The sequence below is a fragment of the Pseudomonas sp. P1_C12 genome (genome assembly GCF_056406435.1).
The window spans coordinates 85,121-96,388 of sequence record NZ_JBFUAE010000004.1 but is presented as its reverse complement, the minus strand read 5'-3'; the positions used below and the strand labels follow the sequence as shown (position 1 = coordinate 96,388).

Here is an 11,268-nt window from a genome sequence, read left to right as displayed (position 1 = left end):
TGCAGTTTTGCTTATAGCGGTGTGCCCAGCAGAACCCTGGACGGCGAAAACTCCACGCGCACCGGTTTGCCGCAGGTCAACCGCGATGCTTGCAGATGACTCGGTTCGGCCAAGGCGCATAGGGTCAGACCGTTGGGCAGGGTGATGCGCACTTCGCTGGGGCCGTCGTCGGCGTCGAGAATTTTTTCGATGATGCCGCTGAGGCAATTGTTTCCAGGCGTTTCGACAGAGTCTATTTGCAGCACGTCGAGCCAACCGGCCTTGATCAATGCCACGACTTCGGTGCCGATTTGCAGTTCCAGGCGCTCGGTGCTGTCGTGGGTGATTTGCGCGTCGACGATCAAGCCTTTGGCGACTGCGAGGCGAATCAGGTCGTTGCGTCCCTGAGGTTCGATTGCGATCACCTTGCCGTGCAACTGATTGCGCGCGCTGGTGCGCAGCATCAGGCGCCCGAGCAGGTCGAGGTCGCTCGCGTCTTCAGCGGCTTCCAGCACCTGGGCCTGCAAGGCTTGCAACTTCTGGTACAGGCGCAATACGCGCTCGCCTTCGTTGGACAGGCGCGCACCGCCGCCGCCCTTGCCGCCGACGATCCGCTCCACCAGCGGCTTCTGCGCCAGGTTGTTCAGTTCATCGATCGCATCCCAGGCGGCCTTGTAGCTCAGGCCTGCGCTTTTTGCCGCGCGGGTGATCGAGCCTTGTTCGGCGATGTGCTGCAGCAGGGCGATGCGCTGCGGACGGCGGACAATGTGCTGGGACAACAAGGTAGGCAAGGACATGACAAGTCGCTTTGGGTGGTGACGATGGTGAGGACGTTGGCCGCTTGGGTCGCGCGAGTCAAGTCAGGGGGTCTCACCGGGTTTTGGTGTGCGGGCCAGGCAATAGACGTCGACCCTCGCCGCACCGGCGTCCATCAGCAGGCGAGCCAGGGCCTGGGCCGTGGCGCCGGTGGTAAGGACGTCGTCGATCAGGGCCAGGTGTTGGCCTTTGACGACGACGCCGGACGCCAGGGCAAAAGCGTTACGCAGGTTCTTTCGGCGGGCTTCGGCGTTCAAGGCCTGTTGGGCATCGGTGTCCTGGGTTCGTAGCAGCAGTCGTTCGTCGCAAGGGATATCGAGACTCGTACCCAGCCACTGAGCCAGCATCGCCGCCTGATTGAACCCTCGCTGGCGCAGGCGTCGGTTGGCCAGCGGCACCGGGATCAGTACATCGGGTCGCTGCAGATCGTCATCGAAGCGATGTTGCAGGTATTGAGCGAGAAGTTCGGCGAGCAGGCGGCCAAACGGCCACTTCGCGTTGTGTTTGAAGCGGGTGATCAGGCCGTCTACCGGGAAGCTGTAGGTCCAGGGGGCAATCACTTGTTCGAATGCCGGTGGCTGCTTCAAGCAATGGCCGCAGGTCAGTCCCGCCGCCGGGAGCGGCAGGGCGCAGGTCTGGCAGTGATCACCGAGCCAGGGCAACTCGGTTTCGCAGGCCGTGCAGACAGGGGAGATGCCGTCGGCCGTCTCATCGCACAAAAGACATGTTTGATTGTTTTTTGACCAGATGTAAACCTGGCCTTTGTATCGCGGTTGACAGCGCATCGCTCTTCCTTAAATATGCCGAAACATCTGTGAAGCGGCTGTGACATTCCATTACCCAGCCGCATGCCAAAGCATAATTCAAAGGAAACGCCCATGAGCGCCAGCACCACTGCAACCCTGCGTCATGACTGGACTTTGGCCGAAGTCAAAGCACTCTTCGTTCAGCCATTCAACGACCTGTTGTTCCAGGCGCAGACGGTGCACCGTGCGCATTTCGACGCCAACCGCGTCCAGGTGTCGACCCTGTTGTCGATCAAAACCGGCGCTTGCCCGGAAGATTGCAAATATTGTCCGCAGTCCGGTCACTACAACACCGGCCTGGAAAAAGAAAAGCTGATGGAAGTGCAGAAGGTCCTCGAAGAGGCCGCGCGCGCCAAGGCTATCGGTTCGACCCGTTTCTGCATGGGCGCGGCGTGGAAGCACCCGTCGGCCAAGGACATGCCGTACGTGCTGAAGATGGTCGAAGGCGTGAAAGCCCTGGGCCTGGAAACCTGCATGACCCTCGGTCGCCTGGATCAGGAGCAGACCGAAGCGCTGGCCAAGGCCGGCCTCGACTACTACAACCACAACCTCGATACGTCGCCGGAGTTCTACGGCAGCATCATCACCACCCGCACCTACAGCGAGCGTCTGCAAACCCTGGCGTATGTGCGTGATTCGGGGATGAAGATCTGCTCCGGCGGCATTCTCGGCATGGGCGAGTCGCTGGACGACCGCGCCAATCTGCTGATCCAGTTGGCCAACCTGCCGGAGCACCCGGAGTCGGTGCCGATCAACATGCTGGTGAAAGTCGCTGGCACGCCGCTGGAAAATGCCGACGACGTCGACCCGTTCGACTTCATCCGCATGCTCGCCGTCGCGCGCATCCTGATGCCGCAATCCCACGTGCGCCTGTCCGCCGGCCGCGAAGCCATGAACGAACAGATGCAGGCCCTGGCGTTCTTCGCCGGTGCAAACTCGATTTTCTACGGCGAAAAACTGCTGACCACCGCGAACCCGCAGGCCGACAAGGACATGCAACTGTTCTCGCGTCTGGGCATCCTGCCGGAAGCTCGCGAAGAGCACGCCGACGAAGTGCATCAGGCGGCTATCGAACAGGCTCTGGTGGAGCAGAAGAGCAGCGAGCAGTTCTATAACGCCGCGGTTTGAATCCAACTTTTATTCCTCTGAAGGAATGCAAAACCCCCTGTAGGAGCGAGCCTGCTCGCGATGGCGTCATGTCTGTCGACATCCATGTCGAATGTCAGTCCGCATCGCGAGCAGGCTCGCTCCCACAGGGGACTGCGTAGTGTTCGCCAACCTGTGAATTGACCCCGAGGCCTGCATGTCTTTCGATCTCGCCGCACGCCTTGCTGCCCGTCGTGCCGAAAACCTCTATCGCCAGCGTCCGCTGCTCGAAAGCCCGCAGGGGCCGCAAGTGGTGGTCGATGGCCAGCCGTTGCTGGCGTTCTGTAGCAACGACTACCTGGGCCTGGCCAATCACCCGCAAGTGATCGAAGCCTGGCGCGCCGGCGCTTTGAAGTGGGGTGTGGGCGGAGGGGCGTCACATCTGGTCATCGGCCATAGCGCCCCGCACCATGCCCTGGAAGAAGCATTGGCCGACTTGACCGGTCGCCCTCGCGCGTTGCTGTTCACCACCGGCTACATGGCCAACCTCGGCGCGGTCACGGCGCTGGTGGGGCAGGGCGATACGGTGCTCGAAGACCGGCTCAATCATGCGTCGCTGCTCGACGCGGGGCTGCTGTCCGGCGCGCGGTTCAATCGTTATCTGCACAACGACCCGGTGAGCCTGGCCAAGCGCCTGGAAAAAGCCACCGGCAATACGCTGGTGGTCACCGACGGCGTGTTCAGCATGGACGGCGATATCGCCGACTTGCCAGCGCTTGCCCGAGAGGCCAAAGCCAAAGGCGCCTGGTTGATGGTCGACGATGCCCATGGTTTTGGACCGCTGGGCGCCAACGGTGGCGGAATCGTCGAACATTTCGGTTTGAGCCAGGATGACGTTCCGGTGCTGGTCGGCACCCTCGGCAAAGCGTTCGGTACGGCGGGTGCCTTTGTGGCTGGCAGCGAAGAGCTGATCGAAAGTCTGATCCAGTTCGCCCGGCCCTACATCTACACCACCAGCCAGCCACCTGCGCTGGCTTGCGCCACGTTGAAAAGCCTGGAACTGCTGCGCAGTGAACACTGGCGCCGCGAGCATTTGCAGGCGCTGATCCGCCAGTTCCGCGACGGCGCCGAACAGATTGGCCTGGAACTCATGGACAGCTTCACGCCGATCCAGCCGATCATGATCGGCGACGCCGGGCGCGCGGTGCGCCTTTCGCAAATGCTGCGCGAACGCGGGTTGATGGTGACCGCAATTCGCCCGCCGACCGTACCCGCCGGCAGCGCCCGACTGCGGGTCACGCTGACGGCTGCCCACAGTGAGGCCCAGGTACAGCTATTGTTAAACGGACTGGCCGATTGTTTTCAACAACTGAAGCCGGAGCCAAGCCATGCGTGATCGTCTGATTCTGCTGCCCGGCTGGGGCCTTGGCGTTTCACCGCTGGAGCCTTTGGCGGCGGCCTTGCGCGGTCTGGATGAACATCTGCGCGTCGAGATCGAGCCATTGCCGGAGCTGGAGTCGAGCGATCTTGAAGAGTGGCTCGATGAGCTTGATTCGACCTTGCCGCAAGACGTCTGGCTTGGCGGTTGGTCGTTGGGCGGCATGCTCGCCTGCGAGTTGGCGGCCCGGCGTGGCGATCGCTGTTGTGGTGTATTCACCCTGGCCAGCAATGTTTCTTTTGTCGCTCATGAACAATGGTCAAGCGCCATGTCCGGGGAAACCTTCGATGCGTTTCTGGCGGGATGTGCAGCCGATCCTCGTGCGACATTGAGACGCTTTTCATTGCTCTGCGCCCAAGGCGCCGAAGACCCGCGCGGATTGTCGCGGTTGTTGCTTGGTGGCGCACCGAACACCGTCGCGCCGGTGCTGCTCAGTGGTCTTCAAGTGCTCGCGCAACTGGATACACGACAGGCTTTGCAATCGTTCCGCGGTCCGCAACTGCATTTGTTCGCCGGCCTCGACGGGTTGGTGCCGGTGGAAGCGGCGGGCGAGTTGTTGGCATTGCTGCCGGATGTCGAAGTCGGTCTGATTGAACAGGCCGGTCACGCGTTTCTTCTGGAGGATCCCCACGGGGTAGCGGGGGCGATCCAGGCCTTTTTGCATGAGTCCGGCGATGACTGATTTATCTCTTCCCAAACTGCCCGGCGGCTTGCCTGACAAGCGCCAGGTAGCAGCCTCTTTCTCCCGTGCGGCGACAAGCTACGACAGCGTGGCCGAGTTGCAGCGTGATGTCGGTAGCCAATTGCTCAGGCGCCTGCCGCAGGGCTTCGTACCGCAGCGTTGGCTGGATCTGGGCTGTGGCACCGGGCATTTCAGTCGTGCGCTGGATGAGCAATTTGCGGGAAGTCACGGTGTGGCGCTGGACATTGCCGAAGGCATGCTCGACCACGCCCGGCCATTGGGCGGTGCCACGCACTTCGTGGCCGGCGATGCCGAGCGATTGCCACTGCAGGATTCGACCTGCGACCTGATCTTCTCCAGCCTGGCGGTGCAGTGGTGCGCGGACTTCGCCTCGGTGCTCGGTGAAGCCTTTCGGGTGCTGAAACCGGGTGGCATTTTCGCGTTTGCTAGTCTGTGTGCAGGGACATTGTTTGAATTGCGCGACAGCTGGCGGCAGGTCGACGGTATGGTGCACGTCAATCGCTTCCGGGAGTTTGGTGTGTATCAACAGCTGTGTTCAGCCAGTGGGTTACATGTCGTCAGTCTGCAAAACGAACCGCACGTGCTGCATTACCCGGATGTGCGCAGCTTGACCCATGAGCTCAAGGCGCTGGGCGCGCACAACCTCAATCCCGGTCGACCGGGTGGCTTGACCGGCCGGGCGCGGATTTTGGGTCTGATTGAGGCTTATGAGCAGTTTCGTCAGGCCCGGGGACTGCCGGCGACTTATCAAGTGGTGTACGCCGTATTGGAGAAACCCTTATGAGCGCAGCCTATTTCATCGCCGGCACGGATACCGATGTCGGTAAAACCACGGTCGCTGCGGGGCTGCTGCATGCGGCGCGTTCGGCAGGTTTGAGCACGGCGGCGGGCAAACCGGTCGCGTCCGGTTGCGATGTGACACCCAAGGGCCTGCGCAACGCCGATGCGCTGGCCTTGCTGGCGGAGTGTTCGCTGCCGCTGACGTATGCACAGGTCAACCCGGTGGCCTTTGAACCTGCGATTGCACCGCATCTGGCGGCTCGAGAGGCGGGCGTGGCGCTGACGGTGCAGTCGTTGCTGGCGCCGATGCGGCAGATTCTGGGCATGCAGGCGGACTTCACCCTGATCGAAGGCGCCGGCGGCTGGCGCGTGCCGTTGGCGGATCAGGACAATCTGTCGGATCTCGCCATCGCGTTGCAGTTGCCGGTGATTCTGGTGGTCGGCGTGCGACTGGGGTGTATCAGCCATGCCTTGCTGACCGCCGAAGCGATTGCCCGGGACGGTTTGCAACTGGCGGGATGGGTGGCCAACATCATCGACCCGAAAACCTCGCGGCTGGAAGAAAACCTGGCCACCCTTGCCGAGCGCCTCCCGGCACCGTGCCTGGGACGTGTACCTAAACTCAAAGCCGTCACGGCCGAAGCAGTGGCCGAGCACTTGCAACTGGACCTGTTGGACTGACGTTTTTGCAATGCGGCTTTTGCCTATGATAAGGCACTGTGCCATTAGTGTTTTTGTCGGGTGTTTTGCCGGCCACTCTGCTTCAATGGCCGCTGTTGATCCTTTGACAGGACGAGTTTTCCCATGGAAATCTCAGGAAACACCGCTTTTTATGCCGGTCTGAGCACCCTTCAGGCAGGGCAGAACCGTGTCGATCAAGCCGCCGGGCAGATCGCCAACATGACGATCGAGCGATCGGTCACCAGCCAGTCCTCCGAGGCGCAGGTCGATCGTCTGCGATCGGTTGATCGCAGCCAGCAATCGGACCTGAGCAGCAACGTGGTCGAAATGGCCCAAGGCAAGATTCAGGCAGAGCTGGGCGTGAAAGTCGCCAAGGCAGCCGACGAAGTGCTCGGGACGTTGATCGATACCTACGCTTGATTCTTTAAAGAGTCCGCACCCTCCAGCGCCGCGCCTGTTCGCGGCGTTTTTCTGCGTAAGTCTTTCTTGCTCAACTAATCTTTTCAGTGTGGCGGGCTGCTTCGAAAGCGCGGCTGCGTTGTCGTGTGCCTGTGTGTCCAAACCTGCGATGACGAACGGCAAAAGATCGACGCTTGACAAGATTTGGGCGTAAACGTATGTTTCAAACAACTGTTTGATCGCAACAACAAATCAATGCGGTCGTTCATTCCCGGTTACATCAGCAGAGGTTTATCGCTATGCCTGACTACAAGGCCCCCTTGCGTGATATTCGCTTCGTTCGTGACGAGCTGCTCGGCTACGAAGCGCACTATCAGAGCCTTCCGGCTTGTGCCGACGCAACTCCGGACATGGTTGACGCCATTCTCGAGGAAGGCGCCAAGTTTTGTGAGCAGGTACTGGCTCCGCTGAACCGTGTGGGCGACATCGAGGGTTGCACCTGGAGCGAGTCCGGCGTCAAGACCCCGACTGGCTTCAAGGAAGCCTACAAGCAATTCGTCGAAGGTGGCTGGCCGAGCCTGGCTCATGACGTAGAGCACGGCGGCCAAGGCCTGCCGGAGTCCCTGGGTCTGGCGATCAGCGAAATGGTTGGCGAGTCCAACTGGTCGTGGGGCATGTACCCAGGCCTGTCGCACGGTGCGATGAACACCATCTCCGAGCACGGTACCCCTGAGCAGCAAGAGGCTTACCTGACCAAGCTGGTTTCCGGCGAGTGGACCGGCACGATGTGCCTGACCGAGCCGCACTGCGGCACCGACCTTGGCATGCTGCGCACCAAGGCCGAGCCTCAGGCCGACGGTTCCTACAAAGTCTCCGGCACCAAGATCTTCATCTCAGCCGGTGAACACGACATGGCCGATAACATCGTCCACATCGTACTGGCCCGCCTGCCGGATGCACCGGCCGGGACCAAAGGCATCTCCCTGTTTATCGTGCCGAAGTTCATGCCGAACGCCGATGGCTCGGTTGGCGCGCGTAATGCTGTGTCTTGCGGTTCCCTGGAACACAAGATGGGCATTCACGGCAACGCCACCTGCGTGATGAACTTCGACGGTGCCACCGGTTTTCTGATCGGCCCGGCGAACAAAGGCCTGAACTGCATGTTCACCTTCATGAACACCGCACGTCTGGGTACCGCACTGCAAGGTCTGGCCCACGCTGAAGTGGGTTTCCAGGGCGGCCTGAAATACGCTCGCGACCGTCTGCAAATGCGCTCGCTGACTGGCCCGAAAGCACCGGACAAAGCCGCTGACCCGATCATCGTCCACCCTGACGTGCGCCGCATGCTGTTGACCATGAAGGCATTCGCCGAAGGCAACCGTGCGATGGTTTACTTCACCGCCAAGCAAGTCGACATCGTCAAGTACGGTGTGGACGAGGAAGAGAAGAAGAAAGCCGACGCACTGCTGGCTTTCATGACGCCAATCGCCAAAGCCTTCATGACCGAAGTCGGTTTCGAATCGGCCAACCACGGCGTGCAGATCTACGGCGGCCACGGCTTCATCGCCGAGTGGGGCATGGAGCAGAACGTCCGCGACAGCCGCATCTCGATGCTGTACGAAGGCACCACTGGTATCCAGGCTCTCGACCTGCTGGGCCGAAAAGTGCTGATGACCCAAGGAGAGGCTCTGAAGGGCTTCACCAAGATCGTCCACAAGTTCTGCCAGACCAACGAAGGCAACGAAGCGGTTCAAGAGTTCGTCGCTCCGCTGGCTGCACTGAACAAGGAATGGGGCGAACTGACCATGAAGGTCGGCATGGCCGCCATGAAAGATCGTGAAGAAGTCGGCGCGGCCTCCGTGGACTACCTGATGTACTCCGGTTACGCCTGCCTGGCCTACTTCTGGGCTGACATGGCGCGCCTGGCTGCCGAGAAACTGGCTGCCGGCACTTCCGAAGAGGCGTTCTACACCGCCAAGCTGCAGACAGCGCGCTTCTACTTCCAGCGCATCCTGCCGCGTACCCGCACTCACGTCGCAACCATGCTGTCGGGCGCCAACAACCTGATGGACATGAAAGAAGAGAACTTCGACCTGGGCTACTAAGTCCAACCGCAGTCCTTCAAAAAAACCGCCGTTTCCTCCGGGAGCGGCGGTTTTTTTTTGCGCTGTGGTCAGGCCTTGCTCACCATGGCGTCGGGTCCAGAGGGCCGACGCCAGTCGGGGTGCCCACGCCTTCTCCGTTACGTATGAACGGCAGGTGCCAGAAGTCGTTCGGGACGACGGGATCGCCAGGCTTGACGCCTTCCGGAAAGATGAACTCGAACACCGGCGCCACATACTGTCCGGCAATCAGTCCATTGGCGACGGTCAGCCTGCCCGCGTTCTGGATGCAACTGTCCACGCCGGGCTGGGACAAGCTTAGCTGTGGAACGCAAAGTGACCGCGCAACGACGCGCAAGGTACGTGTCGGCTGGCTAAGTAGCCCGGTGGGCGCTTTGGTCGCGCGTAATCTGGCGCGTTGTGGCTGAGGGCCCGTGTTCTGTGTGGTAATACCGCCCGAGGCTCCCAGGCAACTGGCCGCAAGGCCCAGCCCAGAGTTGCATTCACCCGTCATCTCATAGGGTGTAATCCAGCGATTGGTTTGCACACCCGTCGATGGATTGACATCTATCAGATAGATGTCAACCGGGGTCTTGATGTCGGTGGTCGAGGCTTCAAGGAAAATCCGGTCCTGCGTCTCCTGGGCTACTCCGCTGATGGCCGTTGCGGCCGGGTCGGCCGTACCAATGCCAAATTCCCCGATAGCCAGGTAGCTGGGCTGCGAACCAGGCTGAGTGTAGATCCCGACATTCGCCTCGATCGTGTGTGCAGAGATGAAGTCCGGGAGGCCCGTTGTTGCTGACTTGAACAGAGTACCGGACCAGCTGATGAAGTCGCCGACTTCGAAGGGGGCCTGTTGTGTCGGGTCGGGGTCCGTCGCCGTGCGTGTAGCATCGCTGAATCTCTTCATGACGTACTGGCTGCAATAGACCTGCCCCACCGCTGGACCCGAGAGCTCTCCACTGGCCGGAGGCGTGACGCCGGCCTGGCTGAAGTTGCGGCAGTTGTTGGTCGTGGTCGGGGTAACCACTTGTGGTCGGTTTTTCTGTGGGCAGAGCGCATCGTCCCCGGAAATCGTGCGCGGCACGCACATCGGGTAGCCGGTGGCGGCATGGATGGTCGGGTTGGCATCATCGACGGAGAAGCGTGGGTCGGGGCTTTGGGCACGGCCAAAACGTCCAGTCGGATCGTTGATCTGAATGATCGTGGGTTGCGTCGGGTTCCCGCTGTCAACTTCGAGGTTGCCGTTGGTGTAGTCGATCCGGGTGATGACACCGCTGCCCGCATTGACTGATTGCTGGGAGACAAAGATCAGCCCGGCAATTTGCTTGTTGGAGACAGTATTACCCACCACATGGATCTCGAACGAGGGGTAGGCTGCCGGTGATTTTCCGAGCGCCAGCGTTCCACCCCTGACAAAGTCGGCCCAGGTCAGGGTATTGGCCGGCATCTGCATAACGGTGTTGCAAGGGACAACAATCGTGACGCCGTTCAACTGGACGGTCCCCCCAAAGCGGCCCGGGTCGCTGGTATTGGGGCAATTCGCATTGGTGGTGTCCAGGGTCATGTTTTGGATAAAACCGGTAACGTCAAACCCATGAATCGCAGTCGGGTTTGTAAAAATCGGATCGGGCAGTGTGGGTGTCGTGAACGGCGAGGGCAAACCCGGGGGCTTGGCAGTCCCGCCGCCGCCACCACCGCCACCGCCACCGCCAGCTCCGTTTTTGGCAAATGCATCTCCACCACCACCAATGGCCAGTGCGACAGCGACGGCACTGGCGAGCAGAGCATGGCGACTGAAGATGCCGTTGAATCGCTTGTGAGGCAGCAGCGGTATGGCGAGCGTTTTTTCGAACAAAGATAAGCTCATGGCTCACTCCAGAATCTTGCAGGACCAATTGCCGGCCGATCGAGATCGCGGATCTGCTGATGCGCTGAATCCTGCGCAAGAAAAACGTAAAGCCGTGAGTGTCGAATTGGGGCTCGATCCGGCGGGATAAGTGCCTGTGTACTGTCGTCACTTGCCGTTCGGATGCTTTCACCTGCGTTGCGTTGGCCGGTTACGAACGCAAACGCGAGAGACATTTCCTTGAGCCTGAGGGGTACATAGCAGTAGTCGTGCCTGATTGGTTCAGTCGCTTGTTAGCCAGCTAAAATGCGGGCTGCGCTGATGTCGGTGGTATACACATAGTTATATGTTATGTGGTTAACGCCGAAGTAGGTGGGGATATGTACCCAAGTTTGGAGTGCTGTGAAAAGTTTTAGTGGGTGTGTCTCTGTTAGTGGTAGTTGAGAAGTGTTATCTATTAAATACTACTAAGGTCGTAGGTGTGCAAGAGGGATGTTGAAGAGGGTGGCGAGAAAATATTCTTGTGTGAGAGGTATAAATAAAAAAGGCAATAGCTGGCGCAGTGCAACTTGCGCACGAATGGATTTTATAGGTTTGATGGATGTTTCTATTGGCTGGCGATGCGGTTT

Annotated in this window: 10 protein-coding genes; 7 read left to right on the top strand and 3 right to left on the bottom strand. The window is 60.2% G+C overall.

All coding sequences use genetic code 11. The features are described from left to right. Positions 1 to 11 precede the first annotated feature (11 nt). Both AC1D19_RS07755 and AC1D19_RS07750 read right to left on the bottom strand, forming a co-directional pair. Positions 12 to 776 (bottom strand): TOBE domain-containing protein, encoded by a 765-nt coding sequence (locus AC1D19_RS07755; protein WP_477762865.1) that lies wholly within the window; start codon positions 774 to 776, stop codon positions 12 to 14. Positions 777 to 839: 63 nt separating this feature from the next. Continuing rightward, the gene (locus tag AC1D19_RS07750) at positions 840 to 1,580 is read right to left on the bottom strand and encodes a double zinc ribbon domain-containing protein (protein ID WP_477762864.1); all 741 of its coding nucleotides are present in this window, start codon (positions 1,578 to 1,580) and stop codon (positions 840 to 842) included. 93 nt (positions 1,581 to 1,673) lie between these two features. Between AC1D19_RS07750 and bioB the strand changes: the two genes are divergently transcribed. The 7 genes from bioB (at position 1,674) to AC1D19_RS07715 (ending at position 8,793) form a co-directional block, all read left to right on the top strand. After that, a complete protein-coding gene (gene bioB, locus AC1D19_RS07745) occupies positions 1,674 to 2,729 on the top strand; it encodes a biotin synthase BioB (protein ID WP_007981424.1) in 1,056 nt (351 codons plus the stop codon). Positions 2,730 to 2,904: 175 nt separating this feature from the next. After that, positions 2,905 to 4,083 (top strand): 8-amino-7-oxononanoate synthase, encoded by a 1,179-nt coding sequence (gene bioF / locus AC1D19_RS07740; protein WP_477762863.1) that lies wholly within the window; start codon positions 2,905 to 2,907, stop codon positions 4,081 to 4,083. Further along, positions 4,076 to 4,807 (top strand): alpha/beta fold hydrolase, encoded by a 732-nt coding sequence (locus AC1D19_RS07735; protein ID WP_477762862.1) that lies wholly within the window; start codon positions 4,076 to 4,078, stop codon positions 4,805 to 4,807. The genes bioF and AC1D19_RS07735 overlap by 8 nt, the downstream gene beginning before the upstream one ends. Continuing rightward, positions 4,800 to 5,612 carry a malonyl-ACP O-methyltransferase BioC gene (gene bioC, locus AC1D19_RS07730; RefSeq protein ID WP_477762861.1) on the top strand — a complete coding sequence of 271 codons (813 nt, stop codon included), beginning with the start codon at positions 4,800 to 4,802 and terminating at the stop codon, positions 5,610 to 5,612. The genes AC1D19_RS07735 and bioC overlap by 8 nt, the downstream gene beginning before the upstream one ends. Further along, complete coding sequence (gene bioD / locus AC1D19_RS07725; RefSeq protein WP_007982063.1) at positions 5,609 to 6,289, top strand: dethiobiotin synthase; 681 nt, start codon at positions 5,609 to 5,611, stop codon at positions 6,287 to 6,289. The genes bioC and bioD overlap by 4 nt, the downstream gene beginning before the upstream one ends. A 123-nt stretch (positions 6,290 to 6,412) precedes the next feature. Further along, a complete protein-coding gene (locus tag AC1D19_RS07720; protein ID WP_477762860.1) occupies positions 6,413 to 6,709 on the top strand; it encodes a pyrroloquinoline quinone biosynthesis protein PqqE in 297 nt (98 codons plus the stop codon). Positions 6,710 to 6,987: 278 nt separating this feature from the next. Continuing rightward, positions 6,988 to 8,793 (top strand): phenylacyl-CoA dehydrogenase, encoded by a 1,806-nt coding sequence (locus tag AC1D19_RS07715; protein ID WP_008051571.1) that lies wholly within the window; start codon positions 6,988 to 6,990, stop codon positions 8,791 to 8,793. Between the two features lie 79 nt (positions 8,794 to 8,872). Here the strand turns inward: AC1D19_RS07715 and AC1D19_RS07710 are convergent, their stop codons facing one another. Further along, the gene (locus tag AC1D19_RS07710; protein WP_477753015.1) at positions 8,873 to 10,660 is read right to left on the bottom strand and encodes a hypothetical protein; all 1,788 of its coding nucleotides are present in this window, start codon (positions 10,658 to 10,660) and stop codon (positions 8,873 to 8,875) included. Between the last annotated feature and the right edge of the window lie 608 nt (positions 10,661 to 11,268).

Bases quoted from the DNA above. Each gene is read 5' to 3' on its own strand.
- AC1D19_RS07755 (WP_477762865.1), bottom strand. From the start codon at position 776: ATGTCCTTGCCTACCTTGTTGTCCCAGCACATTGTCCGCCGTCCGCAG.
- AC1D19_RS07750 (WP_477762864.1), bottom strand. From the start codon at position 1,580: ATGCGCTGTCAACCGCGATACAAAGGCCAGGTTTACATCTGGTCAAAA.
- bioB (WP_007981424.1), top strand. From the start codon at position 1,674: ATGAGCGCCAGCACCACTGCAACCCTGCGTCATGACTGGACTTTGGCC.
- bioF (WP_477762863.1), top strand. From the start codon at position 2,905: ATGTCTTTCGATCTCGCCGCACGCCTTGCTGCCCGTCGTGCCGAAAAC.
- AC1D19_RS07735 (WP_477762862.1), top strand. From the start codon at position 4,076: ATGCGTGATCGTCTGATTCTGCTGCCCGGCTGGGGCCTTGGCGTTTCA.
- bioC (WP_477762861.1), top strand. From the start codon at position 4,800: ATGACTGATTTATCTCTTCCCAAACTGCCCGGCGGCTTGCCTGACAAG.
- bioD (WP_007982063.1), top strand. From the start codon at position 5,609: ATGAGCGCAGCCTATTTCATCGCCGGCACGGATACCGATGTCGGTAAA.
- AC1D19_RS07720 (WP_477762860.1), top strand. From the start codon at position 6,413: ATGGAAATCTCAGGAAACACCGCTTTTTATGCCGGTCTGAGCACCCTT.
- AC1D19_RS07715 (WP_008051571.1), top strand. From the start codon at position 6,988: ATGCCTGACTACAAGGCCCCCTTGCGTGATATTCGCTTCGTTCGTGAC.
- AC1D19_RS07710 (WP_477753015.1), bottom strand. From the start codon at position 10,660: ATGAGCTTATCTTTGTTCGAAAAAACGCTCGCCATACCGCTGCTGCCT.